We start from the raw sequence: 18,707 nt of genomic DNA on the forward strand, positions 1-18,707 counted from the left end.
CTAGTGTTTGAATCTATTTATTTAAAAGAATCATAGCATGATAGGACGGGATGTCAAGACGCACATTTTTTAAGTATCAAAAAATGGATTATAAGATTAATGAACTACTGATCACACGGAAACTGGAGGGCAGCCTGAGATAAAAGCTACCCTCCTCACAAGTCCGTTCCGTTTTTTATTATTTTGTAAAGGAACCCCTCTCCTTGTCCTTTTTCTCCTCCTCTTCCTTCTCTCTTTCCTTCTTCAGTTGTTCATGCCGCTGTCTCTGACGATAGCCATAGGTTGCATTCAACACAACTTCTTCATTTTCTAATGCTGTGCCAAGCGCCCCGATGACCGTAGAAACACTTGTAGCAATCCAGGCAATCAAGAAATAATGGACTAAACCAGGTTCCCCTGAAAGTTGGGAATCAAGCATTCCCGTTGGAATAAACACAAACACGCCTACAAGAAATAAACAATACAGTGTCACATAGTAAATACAGACTGTGATAAACAAGGTGATAAACGTGGTCGCGTTATAGAGCCTTCGCACATAGTTATTCCCCTGATCCCGTTTCCTCTCCCATAGATGATGAATCAGAATAATCCATATCGTCATTGCCATAATCGAAAAGAAGGTAAGCAAAAACATTCTAGGAATCGAATAATACTCACTCAATAGCCACAAGGTCGGAAAAACGAGTGCATAAGAACCTGTAGCAAAAGCAATGGTCATAATTTTCATAAATGCCGGGAACAAGGACCAAGGCCGGTTTGCACGGACCATCCCCCCCAATAAGCGGAGAGAAATAATCCCTCTTCGTGCTACTGTAAAGCGAACATTCATATAATCATCTTCGTTATCGCTCGGCGTCTCACGTTTTAGCGGAGATAGCCACCCGAAGAACCGGCTCGTCATAAGATTTCTCGAATCTTTTAAATCTACATCCTTGCGCTTGCTTCTTTTTGATTCGATACGCGATGCAGAACGCTCCCGACTCTCCTCGGAGCTTCCATAATACATTTCATTCACCAGCTGCATAATAGACTCTCGCAGGCGCTTCATCATAAGAGTTGAACCAAAACTAGGCATACTAATCAGCGCAATATTTTCCTTCTCATTTACCTCCGCAACAATCATTCGCTTTTCTTTAAATAAAGGAAGATCTGTTAAACAAATCGCATAATCCCATTCCTTCTCTTCTCTCATTCTCTTTGTCGCTTCTAATATTTCCTTTGATTTTGCATCCCCGCCCAGTAAGGGATCTTCTATATAATTAATTTTCCATTCTATTCTTTCTTTCACATAATACGCTAATAGCGATGGTAACTCCTCTTGCAGCTTTGCCCCTATTTCATTCGGATAACCAGGTGCTGTAATTAGACCGATATATCTTGTTGTCTTACTCAACTTTCATTCACCTCGTTTTTTATGTATGCTGTTTTTTTCCCATACTTATCTTTTTTTAGCCGAAAACAGGGGGAGTTAAACCTTTTCTTACTGGAATATAATTGGCTGGAGGTTATCTATGTTTTCCTATAAGAGGTTGTTCAAAAAGTCCGGTAAAAATGACACTTCGAATTTCTTCGTTGGCTTGCTTTTCCGCTACTCACGTATTAATTGCATACGTTCCGTTGCTCAAAGCTACGCAGCCTCGAACTTCTCGGTCCTTTTATCCTCCTTTTTGAACACACACTATAATGTTATACGTATTAATTTGTTCTTAAGAAAATGCATCTTTTATAAAGGAAGAAACATTACCTTTGTTAAGGGTAGCAAAGTTTTTTTCAGCTAAAAAACCTCTGCCCATCTCAGGTAGAGGTTCCATCGTTGAAGAATTATACTTTCAAATAATCAGTGGTTCCTTTTGATATACCGTTACAGGCGAGAGTGCTTTCTAGCCATATTAAAAAAAGCACCCCCTTATTGGATAGATCCACCAAACAAGAAGGTACTTCTATATTTGTATACCTAATCCGTGCAAACCTTTTATAAAATCGATTACATCAAATGTATCGCGTGGAATACAATACCAACTACAAACAATCCAAGAATCATCACGATTGGAGAAACTTTCTTCCTCAGCAGCCACATACAAAGAAGTGTCAGCAATAATCCTGCCAAACCAGGAATTAAGCTATCTAAGTTGTCTTGTAAAGTAGTGACATTATATTCACTTAATGACCGACCAGCCTCTTGCTGTTCCAGTGCCGTCTTAATTCCTTCCGATCCCGCAGGCAAGTTTTCCCAATCAATATAAGCACCTTCATCCAATTTGACCTCCGATACCGTCGGGGTAAAGGCGACAGATACCCAGCGGTTAACTAGGGCTCCGAGAATGAACATACCCAGAATGGATGCACCTTTTGTAATATCTTGAAGCAGTCCGCCAGATAAGTCATCTGTAATTTTAGAACCAGCTCTGTAACCAAGTTCCTGTGAATACCACATGAATCCCATCCGAATCAGATTCCATAAAACAAAGTAAAGAATAGGTCCAAGTATATTACCGGATAGAGCAAGAGAAGCCGCTAATGCACCAAGAATCGGTTTCACCGTGAACCAGAAAGTAGGATCCCCAATACCTGCTAAAGGTCCCATCATTCCGACTTTAACCCCTTGAATTGCCTTGTTATCCACCGGCGCGCCATTCGCACGCTCTTCTTCAAGCGCCAACGTCACACCAAGAATAGGGGAAGCTACATATGGGTGCGTATTAAAAAACTCTAAGTGACGTTGCAGTGCAGCAGCACGATCTTCTTTTGTTTTATATAATCGCTTGATTGCAGGAATCATGGAAAATGCCCAGCCGCCGTTTTGCATACGTTCATAGTTCCAAGAACCTTGAAGGAAAGTGGAACGCCACCAAATAGCAATACGATCTCGTTTTGATAATTTCAGTTCTTGTGCCATCTTCATATCCTCCTTCTTTTTAGTAGTCATCAATAATAGCGCCTAGCGGATCGCCAGTATTTCCATTTCCGCCGCCTGAACCGCCTTGTTTAGAAAGTGCTAAGTATATAAGGGCGAGAGCTACACCAATACCGCCAAGACCTAAAAGCGTAATAGACGGGATTGTCGCTAATACGAAACCGATTGCAAAAAATGGCCAAACTTCTTTGGTAGCCATCATGTTAATAACCATCGCATAACCAACGGCTACTACCATTCCCCCGCCAACTGCTAAACCATCTGTCAGCCAACTCGGCATTGCCTGAAGCATCTCTCTCACCGGAGCTGCTCCGATAGCTACAATCAATGCAGCCGGGATTGCAATACGCAGTCCTTGCATGCAGATAGCGATAATATGCCACATTTCAATTTTGCGGTAGTTTCCTTCTTTCGCTGCAGCGTCCATTAAATGCACGATTCCTGTTGCTAGGGTACGAACAATAATTGTTAGTAATAAACCCGCAACCGCAAGTGGAACAGCAATCGCAATGGCTGAAGACACTCCAGCTTCCCCTTGACCGCCTAAAACGAGAATAATAGCGGATGCCACAGATGCCAAAGCAGCATCCGGAGCTACGGCTGCTCCAATGTTTGCCCAGCCTAAAGCAATCAGCTGCAAGGTACCTCCTAAAATAAGGCACGGTACTATTTCTCCTGTAACTAAGCCGATTAACGTACAAGCAATGATTGGCTGGTGAAAGTGGAACTCATCCAAGATTCCTTCGATACCAGCTAAAAATGCGACGATAACAATGAGTATTATTTGAATAATCGTCAAATCCATAATGGTTAATCCTCCCTTTTAATCTAGTGATTAGGATTATTTCTTTCTATTTAACTCTGCTTGAGCTCTTTTTAAAATCTCGTCCATATTGCCTTTTGAATCACTTGGAACTTTACGCACATCGAATTTCACACCAAATTCCTTCAGCTTATTAAACGTATCAATATCGTCTTGATCGAAAGCCAGTACCTTATTCGGCTGAACTTTACCTGTAGAATGAGACATCGATCCGACATTAATGGTATCCAGCGGAACACCGCCTTCCACTGCTCTCAGTACATCTTGCGGGTTCTCGAAAAGAAGTAATGCACGCTGTCCGCCAAAGTGCTGATCATCTTTTGCCAATTCAATCATTTTTTTGATCGGAACAACATGTGCCTTAATACCTGAAGGAGCAGCCTGCTGGATTAATCGTTTACGAAGGTCATCCTTTGCTACCTCATCAGACACCACAATGATACGCGTAGGCAGTGTATTTCTTGTCCACGAAGTTGCTACTTGCCCATGAAGCAAACGAGAGTCGATACGCGCTAATACGTATTCAAAGGAACCTGGAGCACCTGCGCTTGACGAACTGGCAGTAACTGCTGTGGCAGGGGTTTCTGGTTCTAATTCCTCAGGTTTTACCTTAACTGCTTCTTTCGCGGTGCCGATAATATGCTTAGCTATTTCATGCGCTGTGGTCATGGAGTGGCGCGACGCATAAGTTTCAATCAACATTGCTAAATTCATACCAGCAACGATTGCCCATTTGTCTTTACGTTCTTCTACCAGGCTGTTGGCTTGATTAAAAGGAGTTCCACCCCAAAGATCAACTAAGAATAATACTTCATCTTGATTGTCGAAAGAGGCAATCGCTTCTTCCATTTTCGCCTTTACATCATCAGGTCCTTCGCTCGGCAACAATGTAACAGCTTTTACATTCTCTTGCTCTCCAAAGATCATTGCTCCAGATTGCAAGAGACCCTCAGCAAATTCACCGTGACTGGCAACGATAATTCCTACCATCTTTTTACCTCCTCTTATGATGATTAAGACTAAAATAACTTGGCAAGCTCTTAAAGTAGTCATGTTTATTTTATAAAACGCTTTCAATAACAATAAAAAAGGCATGAGAAAAAAGCAGGTTAAATGAAGACAGGGATATAGAAGTGCCCTTGCTCTTCGCTTTAATCAATACCTTTCACTCATGCCTGATCGAATCAGTAACACGTAAAATACCATTACAGGAATTATTTAATTTTGCACTGAAAACGCTTAAAATATATTTTAAAATAATTGATTACTTAAATTACTTTAATAAGCTTCCATAAGTTATTATAGCACCCTCGTATTACCCTTTCAAGAGGAATTTCCCGCAACCATTTATTCATTAAAAAGGCTGATATGCTGGTATAAACAGAAACTTTCCAGCCTGTATCGGTTGCCTAACAATTATTTGTTAGATTTCATCTTGAAATTACGTTTGAGGACATCAAAGAAACTTAAGGATCGGACCATATGATCCGGATCAACATATTCCCGCATTGCTCGAAATACTTTTTTCGGATCTTTAGAAGAAAACGTAAATGTCCCATTCTGTTTCGTTTGAATCGCATAACGCGGAATCCATTTCCCTTTGAACATAACGGAAGCAATCACGTAATCTACTTCTTCCCAAGGAATTTGGATAAATTTACGAGCGTCACGTTTATTAAAGAATTCAAACCCTTTATCTCCAATCATAATCTTCCCATAATCTGAAACCCTTATATGTGAGGTTGCATCAATAACTAAATCGACTTTTGTATTGATAGATTGGACCATTTCATCTCCCCCCATTTCTCTTAATTAGTATTATACACGGTTTGGGAGGATTCGCAAAAGTAGTTTGGGTGGGTAATGTGCTATAGAACAATGAAGGAGAGTATTATGCCTTTTGGAGCCAAAGTTTATTTATTTCTGAAAAACCAGTTTTGGAAAAGGGATAACCCTTCGTAACTTCCACTCCTTCTGTATCCATAGTATTGCCAGCAACTAATAAACCTCCTACTGGGGGCTCTCGGAGTTTAATATAATCACAGTATATTTCATCAAAAGTAATAAAACATCTTAATTTTCGTACAGACAAATACATTCCCGCTCTCTCTTTGTACCGATAGCTATCTGGACTATTGTAAATGGTCTGGCGGGCTATTTTTATGTGATTTTCTTTCTACTTCTTCAAAAATAGTTTCTTGATCAGGTCGCTGCGATTGTTCACTCCATTGAGCAACTTGACCTTGTCCCGTTTGTTGATAAAGAAGGTTTTGTAGTTGCTCTATCGCATTTGCTAATTCCTTTACATCCTTCTTTGTTGCAGGCTGTAAATCTTCTTTTAATAATAACGCAACCTGGCCATTGGGTTCTAATGCGGCCCACAGAACATCATCTATCCGCTGAACACTTTGTTGTCGTAGCTTCATTTCTAATTGATCGACCGTCATTCTTAACTTTTTTAAATTTTGTTCCTGTAAGACACCATTTTCGATTATTATCTTAGATTTTCCTGTTATTAGCTTTTCAAATGAATCTCCTTTTATTTGCACGTATTCCATCACTACTAACGTCAAAACAAGAACAAGCCCTACAATTAAAGTACTCCATACACTCTTACCAGCTATTGGTTGAATAAGTAATGATCCAATTCCAACCATGATTACTGTTTGGGTAAGTGTCATTTGCGATATAGATTTTCTACCCGCTATCCGTAACAAAAAAGTCCCACCAAGGACGATAATAATTGCTTTCCATAATAAATCCCATTCCACTCTAAGTACCCCCTTTATCTTTTAGTTTTGCTTTAAGCTTTCGTTTTATACAAGTTAAAGAAAGAGGGTATTTTAGGAATACAAATATAAAAACGTATTTTTAATGTTTACGAAGTTTATTTTTGAATTTTGATGAATCATTAACGAATCGGATACAATTTCTCATTTGGGTTAAACTAACAGAAACGATAGCCTAGGAGTGATTGCATGTTGCTTACAGGGAACATTATTTCTGGAGAATTTGATGAACGTGTAAACGAATTTTCGATACAAAAAGTAAAGCATTTCACCACAGAATCGAGCATAAAAGAAAACCAGTTAAAAAGCTTACATGATTATTTAAAAAAGCATCAAAATGATGCAGATGGTCAAATCATTACGTTATACGATCAAATGCCGATACGGTTGAGCCAAGAGGAAGTTAACCTCATTATAAACGACCTTGAAAAAATTCAGACCATGTATCATTAGCAAAACGTAAGACTACCATTAAACAACTGTGTCAATTGCGGATGGGGTGATTTTAAGGGGTACAACGTATGGCTGAACACAATGATTAATTTAATTTTTTCAACCTATTATTTTTATTCAACTGTATCGGCCTCTTCAATAACTATTCATTTAGCATCTTTTTTAAGTTTTTATAACTGATTTCAATACTCTCCAGTTGATTTCTAGTAGTTAAATCTTGTTCTACTAAAATATATTCTGCACTTCCAATCTCCTTCGCCGTTTTGATGATTTCTGAAACTTCCATCATCCCATCTCCAATTTCCGTGAAGTACTCAGGCTGGGAAAATGGAATGAAGGCATCAAAATCAATTACTGCATTCTCATCTATACTTTCAAAGACATTTACCGGGTTCGTTGATGACGGCATATCCTTTTGGTGAATAATCTTACATCTCTCTTTTACTTTTTTAAGATAATCAACAGGGTCTACACCACCCCTTAACGTCCAATAAGCATCAAATTCCAGCTTTACCAGTTCAGGATCTGTGTTTTCTAATAGAATATCAAGGACATGTTCTCCATCAAATTTTTGAAACTCTTGGAAATGATTATGATAATAAAAGTCGAGCCCTTTTTCCTTACACATTTGCCCATATTTATTGAGTGTTTTACTAAACTCTAAAACTTCTTGTTTATTACTGAAAAATGCAATCGAACAGCCAATTCCTCCGCTTCCCAGCTCTAAGTTATAAGCAATCGCCTCTTCAATTATTTCATCAGTCAGAGGTGATACATGCATAGAAATTGCTTTAAGACCCAGCTCGTCTAATCTATTTTTTAAATCTTTCGCTACCAGTCCTTCTATCTTCATTTCCTTATCAGCATCATGGATAAAAAATTCTAAATTTTTATAACCAATACTGGCAATTCTTTTTAATGTAGAGAAATAATCCTTTGCCAACTCATCACGTACTGAAAATAACTGTAATCCCATAGATAATGTCATATGCGTCCTCTTTTCTATTTTGAGATCGATTACATTTTGAAATTTAATTTATACAAACCACCAAGACCGCTTTCCAAGATTTGTTCTTAAACATTCAAGATAGAATACACTCAAATTTCATAAAGCGGAATCGTTTATTTAGGAGTCTATAGCCACTCAAAAATAATGTCAAGAAAAATTCTTATTTGTCTGTTTTTTTATTGTTTTAAAACATTACGCAATATAGGAATACCTATTCAGGTAGTTTCACGCATAATTAACACGACTTCCTTTTCCTCTCCTTTAATCTTGCCCATAAGCATCTGAACTAAAATAATTCCGTGGTTAGTAGACTTATTGTGTTAACCTTCTTCGATGAGACATCACAAAATCCAGCTATATTTTCCTGTCATGTTGTTTCCTGCTCAGAAAAAACTGCCATCTCTTTGGTCTTCACTAAAAAAACTATAAGAACCTGAATAAACAATTCAGCTTGTTCATCCAGGTTCTATCCGTTTATCCAACAGCACCATTCTGCTTTTTTAATTTAAATGTTTAATTCCTGTCTCCAACATTTCCATCTGCAACAGTGTCTGCTCGTCCGTAATTGTTTTCTCTTTCCCATTTATAACAGCTTCATATAAATCATCATATACACGACCATAATCGCCATCTACTGACTTCACTGTTTCCTCGTGGACAGTACCTTCTTCATCGATATACGTCAGTACACCATAATGATTTATTGTATCTTTACCAAAATCCATATTGTCAGGCATATAAAATAACTTTAAGTGTTCTTCCTGACGATCTTTTGTTTCTTTGATAAAACATCCTTTTTTACCATGCACAACAAAGCTCGGTCTTTCTTTCAGTCTAAAATAACTGGATTTCACAGATACTTTTAATCTGCCATAATATAAATCTAAATCAAAATAATCATTCATTCTTCCTTGTCCCAGCAATTGTTTCACATCATAATGGATATCATCCGGCTTACCAAAGTAGCTAATTACCTGATCCAGTGTATGGCAGCCATGTCCGTACAGAAATGACGAATTAGGATCAAACGAATCGGCAGACTCCGGTACCTCGGGACGGTAATAATCAAAGTGCATCTCCACCTCTAACAAATCCCCAATTTTCCCTTCTTCTATCACTTTTTGAACCGTTAGAAAATCACTATCGAAACGCCGATTTTGATATGCCTGTACAATTAATCCTTTCTCTTTTGCCAATGCAAATATTTCTTTTGCCTGTTCGGATGTTTCCATAAAAGGCTTTTCAACAAGACAGTGCTTATTATGTTCCAAGACGCGTTTTGCGTACTCATAATGGCTATCATGTTTTGTGCAAATGACAATGAGTTGAATATCCTCATCTTGTAGTAATTCATCTAAATCAGAGGTATAATGTACTCCTTTAATCTTATCCCAGCTATCATGTTCAGGATTTCTCCGATAAATTGTTTTCACCTTTATATTCTCTCTTTGCAGTACGAACGGCAGATGGTATCTGTTCGTACTTTTCCCATTTCCAATATAACCGATTGTAAGCATAGCGGCCTCCTAAAATAGATTTATATGTAGTTTCTTTTATTATTACTTATAAATTATACTGGGTCAAAGACTTCATACAGCAGAACAAAAGGTACCTCATTCAATGGATAGATTTAACCAGAAGGCAGGTACTTATTTAGAAACCAATATTAAAAACCTTGGATAAACAAACTATATTTAGCTTGTTCATTCAAGGTTTAAGAATCTATCAAAATTGAATTTTTAACTACCTATATCCTTTGCTCAGTAGCATATATTGTCCTATCACTGCGCCTTGTAATCAGTCCAATCAGCATGTAGATAGAATGTTTTGGCTCAGGAAAAAAGCAATACAGGCGATACCCTTCATCTAAATAAAGGTAGTTATCAATGCGCCCCAAACCAATGTAAATAAAGCTGCAAAGATCATTGCCAAGGAAGAAAAGACAGATTCCTGTTTTCCATATTCTAATGCTTTATTCGTACCGACACCATGTGCGCCCATTCCTAATGCTAATCCCTTTGCAATTGGTGTCTTGATAGATAGCCACTTAATCACTTTTGGACCAACTATGCCTCCTACTATCCCCGTTATGATAACGAAAACTGTCGTCAATGTTGGCAGACCGCCAATTTCTTTAGATACTTCCATCGCAATAGGCGTGGTGATCGATCTTGGAAGAATAGAAACAATAAAATCATCGCTCAAATGAATTAATTTAGACAACAAAAATGTCGAAATCATTGCCACAAGTGTCCCAGTCGTAATACTGATAACAATGGTTCCGATATATTTTTTGATAATCGATAAATTTTTATAAATAGGTACTGCAAATGCAACCGTAGCCGGACCAAGCATATGCGATAAGAATTTTGAACCTTCCATATACTCATTGGCAGACACATGCATGATTGTAATTAATGCAATTAATAGGATTGGTGCTAACAATAGCGGATGAAAGATAGCCAAGTTCAATTTTTTATAAAACTTTTTTGAAAGGACATAAATCAGATACGTTACAATCGTAAATAGTACAATTATCAATGGGATTCCCCCTTTTTCTTAGCAGATATTTTTTCTGCCGTCAAAGCAGTGATCCCCATGACAATCATCGTACTGATAACAATCAAGAATACAATCGCTAATCCCTGCAAGCTGAAAATCTCTTGGTAATTGATAATTCCTACTGCGGAAGGGATAAAGAACAGCAACAACTCTGCCATTAACCATTTCGCACCTTGATCTACCCACTCTAACTTGATGACATTGCAGCACAACGCCACGAACAAGACAAATAATCCAAACATTGACGCTGGAATAGGCAATGGAATGAAATATTTTAACACGGCTCCTAAAATCAAAAAGACATGCAAAAAACAGATTTGTAAAATAACCTTTATGATTTTCACTGGCTTCCCCTTCTTTAAATAGTAATATCGAATCAACTAATTCCATATTACGCTGTAACCCTTCATTCGTAAAATACATATTAATCATCATTTTCATAACTAAAAGTTATAACGGGGAGTTTAAAATAAAATCAATAAACTTTCTTCCTGCATTGGAAATATACTTCCCTTTTTTCGTAATAACAGCCAGTTTCCACATAATTGTCGGTTCAAAGGAGATGATCTTAATATCTTTTGTAAACAGACGGTTACAGATTGACTGTGGCAAAATGGCTATTCCCAAATTTGCAGCAACCATCTCAGACATCAAATCCCACTGCATGCTTTTAAATAGAATTTTGGGTTCAAATCCAGCTATCGTAAAGAAATGATTTCGTATAATTTGGTTTAAGGCAAAGTCCTCATGATAAAAAATAAATTCTTCATCCCTCAAATCCTTTACATTTACTTTCTCATAGGAGGCCAGTGGATGATCCTTATGCACAATCAGTTTCATTTCCTCTTTCACGATCGGATAGACATTAAAGATTCTTTCATCTAAAGGAAGTACTGCCACACCAAGCTCAAACTCGCCCTCTTCCACACTTTTTACAACCCTGGCTCCCCCGTATTCGGTAATGTCTAATTTGATATTAGGATAGCTTTCATGAAATTTCTTCATAACATCCGGGAAAAAGAGACTTCCAATAAAAGGAGGAAGGCCAATATTCAGCTGTCCTACTGATAAATTCGTCAAATCACTTAGTGTCAATTTCATTTCATCTACTAAATTGGATATTTCTTGCGTGTATTCCAGCACCACATTTCCAGCATCTGTTAGATCTATCATCTTGTTTGTCCGAATGAATAAAGGAGTCCCTAGCTCCTCTTCTAATGATTTGATTGATTTGCTTAAAGCCGGTTGGGAAATGTGTATTTGTTCGGCGGCTTTGGTCACGCTTTTATGTTTTGCTACTTCTTTGAAATAGGTTAGTTGTTTTAGTTCCATGGTGGTTCACCTCTGGTTTTTATTATAGCTAATATGTTGGTTTTTGGTTAACCGATTTTAAATAGCACAAATATAATTGCCAAATTAATTAAGATAATATATGGCAGGCTCCTTAGTTTATAACCAACGAGCCTGCCACTTTTTTGAGCAGTATAGACAAACTTAGATTAACATCCCCAAATATTTTTCAAAGTTTATCCCTTCTATTTCAGGAACCTTTTCTTTCGATGAATCCTGGATAGCTTGTTGGAGGAAGGCGACAGCAAGCTGTACAGCATTTTCTAGATTATCATCACGCATCATACTTCCCATCATGACCGAAGCAAATAAATCGCCAGTGCCTGAATAGCTTTTCCCGTTATACTCCATCTCATGGTAAAAGGTTTTATTCCCATCCAAATACAGGTTACCAATAAACTGCTCTTTTGAATCAATTGATGGAGGATTCACACCAGTAATAATGACTTCAGCAGCCGTTGCTTGCTGTAGGTTATTCCCTGCTTCTTTCAACGCTTTCATATAATCCTTGCCATTTGAATAGCTATGTAATTTCTCATAGGATAATCCAGACAATAAACAGCATTCTGTCACATTTGGTGTAATCACATCTGCATGTCTCACTAATTCTTTCATTTTCTCCAATAGTTGACCGGTAAAAAGCTTATAGACTTCTCCATTATCTCCCATTACCGGATCTACCAGCAACTTTGTTTCTTTTCTATAAAACGTATCTAAAAAATGAAAAATATTTTTGATTTGCTCTCCACCAGTCACAAATCCAGTAAAGATCCCATCAAATGTTTCCTCGGACTTGTTCCACTCCTCTGTAAAATGGTTCATTCTAGAAGTGAAATCTTCCCAAAAATAACTCGGATAACCGGTTTGTGCAGATAGAACTGCTGTTGGCAGAGGACAGGCTTGCACACCCATGACAGAAAGAACAGGGATTGCAGCAGTTAAAGAGCATTTTCCAAAGGATGACAGATCTTGAATCACAGCAACTTTTTTCATACGAACCTCCTTGAACGAACTGAAACTTTTTCTATTTTATCATTTGAAGATTAGCTTGTCATTAAAGGCTCTAGGCGATAGTTTATCTCAGATTACGTGAACGTTTCCGGCTCGCCTTCCAACTGACCCTATCATTTTTTCATAAATTGACACTTAAAGGTAGGTCAATCTTCTGCTAGAGTAATAGAAAAATTCAAATTAGGAAGGTTTAAATATGGAGAATACCCCAGCTTATTTAAGGACACGTAAAAAAACACAAGACTTAATCATTACTTCTATGCTAATCGCACTCATTTTTATTTCTACAGCATTTCTAAATTTCAGACTGCCGATCGCTGCAAATGGAGGATTAGTACATATGGGTACAGCTATGCTATTTATTTCCTCTATTTTATTCGGACCCAAAAAAGGTGCCTTCGCCGGAGCAATCGGAATGGGTTTATTTGATATGATCGGGGGCTGGCTGTTGTGGACGCCTATCACGATTATAGCGCGCGGGTTGCAAGGTTACATTGTTGGTAAAATTGCTTGGTTTCAAGGCCGCAAAGGAAATAGCATCGCTTTAAACATTACAGCGACAATTGTTTCTGTTCCATTTATGATTGCTATTTATTACATTGGTGAATCCATTCTATACGGAAACTGGATTACACCACTTGCTTCCATACCTGGGGATGCCGTCCAAAGTGTCTTAGGAATTCTTATAGCTATCCCAATTTGCGTTGCTTTAAAGAAGGTTTATTATTTTAAATAAAGAAAGGTAACGGGACAGCAGGGCAGGCCTTCCGTCCCGTTACAGTTAATCATCCCGGTAAAAATTATGTGTTTCTTTCAGTAGCTTGAAGCAGAAATAAAGAAAAATCCCGTTTATCTAAAATACAATCGTTGGCTCAACCCATTTGAAGACAGATAAAGCTGGCCTTTTTTGTTTTTCTGATTCTCAAGTCAGGATTCTTCCTTCAACGCCGTTTCCCAACGTTCGCCAATCACATTCATTAGTTCATCCACAGAATAAGCTAAATTGTATCCTATGACGATAACAAACGCTATCGCCAGGTGACATCAGCTTTTGTATGTTTTCTTTCTGGCATTTCCCACAGTTAAAGCAGTAGGATTAGATTATTTTAGATCAAAAAAGTTTAGCATAGTTAAACAAAGTCATTCATATATTTAAATGAATTTTATCCTTTTCTTCCCTTATCTAATATGTCTTCAACATATTCCTTTAGATCATCATTATTTTTACCCAACATAGGATACAACTCCTTTAATGCTTTTTATTTTTAAATATCTTGCACTTGAAAAGAGGTTTTTATACATGAGAATAGAAATTGAAATGAAAGATGAAACATATGAAAAGATAAAGAATGTGATTGACTGGATTAATTTAGATAATTCATTTCGTGGGAAAAGTGATACTCCAGAAGCCAAAATTGAGGATTTTATAAAAGGGGCAGCAATTTCTAAATTATTGGATGTAGAAACAATGTCCCCTTTACTAAATTCCAGTGCCGTGGATAGTTTAGAAATTAAAAATCGATTTAAGGAGATTGCTAAAGAAAAGAAAATTAAACAAGTTGATATTTGTAAAAAAACTGGACTTAAAAAGGCAAACCTTAGTTTGATCTTTAATAATGAAAAAACGTTGAGAGCTGACACTTTTTTTGCTATTTGGCTGACATTAGGTTGTCCACCTATCCATGAATGTTTATACATAAAAAAAGCTGACTGAACAGCGATAAAACGAGTAAAAAAAACTCGTTTTTTTATTTTTTTTGGAATAGTACAAGTTGCCATCACCATAGGTTTAACTAAACTAAATAAAACAAACCAAAAGTTTTGAATAATTAAACTTCAGAATTTGAATCTCTGCTGGCTATATTGTAGTAACAGAATTTGCAAGTCATATAAAGAAGATTAGAAAAAACGAGTCCATCCTTCTAATGAATTTATGTGCGTAAGACTTTTCGTGGTGTCTCAATCCTCTGATTCAAAAAGAAAGGGGCTGAGAGGATGACGGTTTTCGAAAGCTTGGTCATATGTATTTCGTTTGCTTCTTTGATTGTAGGCGTACTGTCTTTTCACCAAAAAAAATAACCACTCATATCGCCTAGCAAGCAATTAGTGTGGTTATTTTTATTGATTTGTGAGCACCCTTTTAAAGAGCTACTGCACAAGCCCGCTTGGTGTTACAGCACCAAGCGTTTTTTATATTGTATGACTATTTATATATAGAGATACCCGATTTTAGCCTTTTTAAAGAACTTTGACCAAATCACAACCGGGCTTCTCTTTCAGTTTGAGGCGGCGTAGCTCCCCGTACTGGAACGTATGCAATTGATACGTGAAGAACGGGCTTGCACAGGATGCGCTGACTTCTACGTTGGCGATTGTCATGGGCGTTCTGTAAAAGTTCCCCTTTCGCTAACGTGCTTCTCGCGTGTTGTGGTGACTTCGACGTTCGGCACAGGACATGTCGGTTTTTAGTCGAAGTTCCTCTGTTTTCGATGTGTCATTTTCACCGGACTTTTTGAACAATCTCTAGCAGCAATATTCATAAGGGTGTAAAGGTGGTTTAGCAGGAAACCTCCATTTTGGTGTAAATGCCGGGTCCGACCAATGCCAAGCACCTAAAGCCGCTGCACAGGAATCAATCGAATGGCTGTGATTAGCAACTGTTTCTGGTATTCCGAATAGCTGTTGATGCTCTAGCCAATTTAGTAGAATCTTTCTCACTTCCAAGTCTTGTTTATACGCTAAAACATAATTCATTTCTGTCTGAGACAATCTAGAACCAATCACTGCACCAGGATGTACTTCCACGATTGAAATTGGGTGCAATGATGCTTGTGTTTCGATTTCTCTGCTGAGCTTGATTCCCCTCAATGTTAAATATACCATGCGATTTAAAGTCGGGGGCATGATTGAGCCGGCTTTCATTCCGATTTTGACAATAAACTTTCTTAATGCACGATCCGATTCCCTATCCCCTCCTCCATCTTCATATGATAAAGGGGCATCAATACCAATTATGACTTCATCTAATTGAGATTGTATGGAAACCTCTTTTAAAATATCTTCATCACTTATATTGCTCATGCTCTTAACAAAACTCAATTGCCTTTTTTGTACTTCGAATACCGTAAGTACTGTATCTTTGTGGTTACTCGGTCCTGATAAATCAATTCCTATAATTCTCATCCAATCCTTCTTTCTTTTAAAACTACCCATTTCTAACAAAAAACAAGATATTTCTGCGTTCGTTAAGCAGTACTTCCAAATGCCTCGGATGCTTCAACCAATTCCTTTGAGACCTGTCGGATAGCTATTCTTCGCTTCAATGTCACAAAGTGGTCCGTGTATCAATATCAACTGTTTTTAACCGTTTCATGATATGCTGTGCATTAGAACGACCCACATCTTTTTCAATTTATTCAACTTAATCATCTTCAGAAGAAATATTTCAAGTCCTATTGATTTAGCCCAATATAATAATTTCAGGCAGCATGTAATGAATCTACACGTTTCCCTTAAAAACGGGTAGGCTTTCTTACTCCTTTCTTTAACCATTTCGCTGTCAATGTTTCTGCATCTAACATCTCTTCTGGCGTACCTTCAAATATAATCTGACCGCCTTGTTTTCCTCCTCCTGGTCCCAATTCAATTACCCAATCACTCGCCGTAATAAAGTCTAAATTATGTTCGATTATAATAACAGAATTACCTTTGTTTACTAAATTTTGAAATACCTCTAAAAGTTTTCCATTATCTTTTATGTGCAGTCCTAAAAATGGCTCGTCTAACAGGTAGATTTGCCCTTCTTTTTGTAACTGGCTTGCAAGTTTCAGGCGTTGGATTTCTCCTCCGCTTAGAGAACTTGTCGTCTGTCCTAAAGTTAGATACCCTAATCCTACGTCTTTTAGCGTATTCACTCTTTTCATGATCTTTGGTAGTTTAAAATAGCTCATAGCCTCATCTATCGTTAAATCTAATATCTCCACTATATTTTTATCATGATATCGATATGACAGGGCTACGTCTGAATATCTTGTACCACCACATGCTTCACATGGTATTGTCACAGGATCTGCGAATGCTACGTCAGGCTTGATGATCCCTTTTCCTTTGCAGACAGGACATGCTCCTAAGGAATTAAAACTGAACAAACCTGCTGGTTGTCCTGTATCTTTTGCAAATATGGAGCGAATATCATCCATTATTCCCATATAGGAAGCTAGTGTCGAACGATTAGAGATACCTATACTTCTTTGTCCCACCATTATGGTTTCTGGATAACTCTCAAGGAATGCTTCCATCATTAAAGAGCTTTTACCTGAACCAGATACTCCGCATACAGAGACCAAAACATTTTTAGGAATATTTAAGCTTACACTTTTTAAGTTATGATTACTTGCTCTATTTATTGTAAAATAACCCTTTAAATCCCTCGGATTTTTGTTTATTTTTAGCTTGTGATTTAGGAGTGTTGCGGTTGGAGATTCTTTTAGCTCTTCTATTTTTCCTTGGTAGACAACTTCCCCGCCATTTATACCTGCTCCTGGTCCCATCTCTATTATTTCATCCGCAGCTTTTATGACTGATAAATCATGTTCAATTACGATTACGGTATTATGTTGGTCTTTTAAATTTTTCAGCATCTGTATTAACATATCCACTTCTTCTGGATGGAGTCCCGCACTTGGTTCATCGAAAATATACGTGATATTGTTTAAACTGCTTCCTAAATGACGAGCAATTTTTACCCTTTGAGCTTCACCACCGGACAGGGTGCCCATTTTTCTTGAAAGGCTCAAATATCCTAAGCCCATGTCAACTAGTTGTTTGATATGCGGAATTGCTTGGAGTGCTATCGATTCTCCCATAGAATCTTTTATGTTCGCTAGTTCTTTTAGTAATTCTTTAAGCTCTAATTGATCATATTCTGCAATATTTAACCCATTTATTCTACATTCTAATACTTTAGGGTTTAGGCCTGAACCTTGGCAGGTTGGGCATAAGAATTGTGTTGTTACAGCTAGGACATCATCTTGGGATACTCCTTTAAGCTTTGAGATGTCTCTATTGATATAAAGTCGTGTAAATCGGGGCAATAACCCATCCCAATCATGCTTTTGCGGTCCGTGTTTAGTGTGAAATGGCGCATTAACCTTTTCTCCTTCTCGGGGTCCATATAATAGCAGTTGAAGTTTTTCCTCTGGGTAGTCTTTTATCGGTCTATCTGGATCGAATAACCCGCAAGTCATCATCCAATTACCTTGCCAACCGGAAGGCGATAATGGTTTGAATTGCACTGCATACTCTCGAAGTGACTTATCTAAATCGACCATTTTATCGAGATCTGGCGCAATAACCTCCCCAAATCCACCACATTCTGGACATCTACCAAAGGAACTTTGACTCGAAAAATCGGTGGCAGAACCTATCGATGGCTTTCCTATTCTTGAGAACAAAAGTCGAATCAATGGGTTTATATCCATATAAGTGCCAACTGTTGAGCGTGAATTGCCCCTTAGAGATCTTTGTTCCACTACTACAACCGGGCTTAAGTTTTGCATAAGATCAGCGTGAGGTCTTTCGTATCTCGGCATTTGATATCTTACATAATGAGGATAGTTCAACGTCATTTGTCTTCTACTTTCTGTTGCTAATGTATCGAAAACAACGGAGCTCTTTCCTGAGCCAGAAAGACCAGTAAATACGATGATTTTTCCCTTTGGTATGTTTAAATCTACATTTTTTAAATTATTCTCTTGCAGCCCTCTTAAAATAATTTCATCTTTTACTTCGGACATT

18 protein-coding genes are annotated in these 18,707 nt (G+C 37.7%); 4 read left to right on the forward strand and 14 right to left on the reverse strand.

Annotation, left to right across the window (positions count from 1 at the left end; translation table 11 throughout):
* Window positions 1–178: 178 nt before the first annotated feature.
* The 6 genes from KI343_RS03980 to KI343_RS04005 form a co-directional block, all read right to left on the reverse strand.
* The gene (locus KI343_RS03980; RefSeq protein WP_212925148.1) at window positions 179–1,393 is read right to left on the reverse strand and encodes a hypothetical protein; all 1,215 of its coding nucleotides are present in this window, start codon (window positions 1,391–1,393) and stop codon (window positions 179–181) included.
* A 591-nt stretch (window positions 1,394–1,984) separates the two neighbouring features.
* Window positions 1,985–2,896, reverse strand: a complete 912-nt coding sequence (locus KI343_RS03985) for a PTS system mannose/fructose/sorbose family transporter subunit IID (RefSeq protein WP_212925149.1) — start codon at window positions 2,894–2,896, stop codon at window positions 1,985–1,987.
* Window positions 2,897–2,915: 19 nt separating this feature from the next.
* Complete coding sequence (locus tag KI343_RS03990) at window positions 2,916–3,713, reverse strand: PTS mannose/fructose/sorbose transporter subunit IIC (RefSeq protein WP_244856724.1); 798 nt, start codon at window positions 3,711–3,713, stop codon at window positions 2,916–2,918.
* A 42-nt stretch (window positions 3,714–3,755) separates the two neighbouring features.
* A complete protein-coding gene (locus tag KI343_RS03995) occupies window positions 3,756–4,727 on the reverse strand; it encodes a mannose/fructose/sorbose PTS transporter subunit IIA (RefSeq protein WP_212925151.1) in 972 nt (323 codons plus the stop codon).
* 426 nt (window positions 4,728–5,153) lie between these two features.
* Window positions 5,154–5,525, reverse strand: a complete 372-nt coding sequence (locus KI343_RS04000) for a DUF956 family protein (protein ID WP_212925152.1) — start codon at window positions 5,523–5,525, stop codon at window positions 5,154–5,156.
* Window positions 5,526–5,869: 344 nt separating this feature from the next.
* A complete protein-coding gene (locus KI343_RS04005) occupies window positions 5,870–6,508 on the reverse strand; it encodes a DUF421 domain-containing protein (RefSeq protein WP_212925153.1) in 639 nt (212 codons plus the stop codon).
* 207 nt (window positions 6,509–6,715) lie between these two features.
* On the opposite strand from KI343_RS04005, the gene KI343_RS04010 reads away from it, so the two are divergent.
* Window positions 6,716–6,979: a hypothetical protein gene (locus KI343_RS04010; protein WP_212925154.1), complete on the forward strand. Its 264-nt coding sequence runs from the start codon at window positions 6,716–6,718 to the stop codon at window positions 6,977–6,979.
* 142 nt (window positions 6,980–7,121) lie between these two features.
* Here the strand turns inward: KI343_RS04010 and KI343_RS04015 are convergent, their stop codons facing one another.
* The 6 genes from KI343_RS04015 to KI343_RS04040 all read right to left on the reverse strand — a co-directional run bounded on the left by KI343_RS04015 (window position 7,122) and on the right by KI343_RS04040 (window position 12,893).
* Window positions 7,122–7,967, reverse strand: coding sequence for a sugar phosphate isomerase/epimerase family protein (locus tag KI343_RS04015; protein WP_212925155.1), 846 nt, complete (start codon window positions 7,965–7,967; stop codon window positions 7,122–7,124).
* A 521-nt stretch (window positions 7,968–8,488) separates the two neighbouring features.
* On the reverse strand, window positions 8,489–9,505 hold the full coding sequence (locus KI343_RS04020; RefSeq protein ID WP_212925156.1) for an oxidoreductase: 1,017 nt from the start codon (window positions 9,503–9,505) through the stop codon (window positions 8,489–8,491).
* A gap of 349 nt (window positions 9,506–9,854) precedes the next feature.
* Window positions 9,855–10,529, reverse strand: a complete 675-nt coding sequence (locus KI343_RS04025; protein ID WP_212925157.1) for an LrgB family protein — start codon at window positions 10,527–10,529, stop codon at window positions 9,855–9,857.
* On the reverse strand, window positions 10,526–10,894 hold the full coding sequence (locus KI343_RS04030; protein ID WP_212925158.1) for a CidA/LrgA family protein: 369 nt from the start codon (window positions 10,892–10,894) through the stop codon (window positions 10,526–10,528). The genes KI343_RS04025 and KI343_RS04030 overlap by 4 nt, the downstream gene beginning before the upstream one ends.
* A gap of 106 nt (window positions 10,895–11,000) precedes the next feature.
* Window positions 11,001–11,882, reverse strand: a complete 882-nt coding sequence (locus tag KI343_RS04035; protein WP_212925159.1) for a LysR family transcriptional regulator — start codon at window positions 11,880–11,882, stop codon at window positions 11,001–11,003.
* Between the two features lie 162 nt (window positions 11,883–12,044).
* Complete coding sequence (locus KI343_RS04040; protein ID WP_212925160.1) at window positions 12,045–12,893, reverse strand: pyridoxamine kinase; 849 nt, start codon at window positions 12,891–12,893, stop codon at window positions 12,045–12,047.
* 214 nt (window positions 12,894–13,107) lie between these two features.
* Here KI343_RS04040 and KI343_RS04045 point away from each other — a divergent pair, with 214 nt between their 5' ends.
* From KI343_RS04045 to KI343_RS20525, 3 genes are all read left to right on the forward strand, one after another.
* The gene (locus tag KI343_RS04045; RefSeq protein WP_212925161.1) at window positions 13,108–13,647 is read left to right on the forward strand and encodes an ECF transporter S component; all 540 of its coding nucleotides are present in this window, start codon (window positions 13,108–13,110) and stop codon (window positions 13,645–13,647) included.
* Between the two features lie 564 nt (window positions 13,648–14,211).
* Window positions 14,212–14,625 carry a helix-turn-helix domain-containing protein gene (locus KI343_RS04050; protein WP_212925162.1) on the forward strand — a complete coding sequence of 138 codons (414 nt, stop codon included), beginning with the start codon at window positions 14,212–14,214 and terminating at the stop codon, window positions 14,623–14,625.
* Between the two features lie 281 nt (window positions 14,626–14,906).
* Window positions 14,907–14,990, forward strand: coding sequence for a putative holin-like toxin (locus KI343_RS20525; protein ID WP_374705411.1), 84 nt, complete (start codon window positions 14,907–14,909; stop codon window positions 14,988–14,990).
* Between the two features lie 444 nt (window positions 14,991–15,434).
* Here the strand turns inward: KI343_RS20525 and KI343_RS04055 are convergent, their stop codons facing one another.
* Both KI343_RS04055 and KI343_RS04060 read right to left on the reverse strand, forming a co-directional pair.
* On the reverse strand, window positions 15,435–16,094 hold the full coding sequence (locus tag KI343_RS04055) for a DUF429 domain-containing protein (RefSeq protein ID WP_212925163.1): 660 nt from the start codon (window positions 16,092–16,094) through the stop codon (window positions 15,435–15,437).
* Window positions 16,095–16,423: 329 nt separating this feature from the next.
* Window positions 16,424–18,706, reverse strand: coding sequence for an ATP-binding cassette domain-containing protein (locus tag KI343_RS04060; RefSeq protein ID WP_212925164.1), 2,283 nt, complete (start codon window positions 18,704–18,706; stop codon window positions 16,424–16,426).
* Window position 18,707: the final 1 nt, after the last annotated feature.

Source organism: Oceanobacillus sp. J11TS1 (assembly GCF_018333215.1).
Taxonomy (GTDB): domain Bacteria; phylum Bacillota; class Bacilli; order Bacillales; family Amphibacillaceae; genus Oceanobacillus.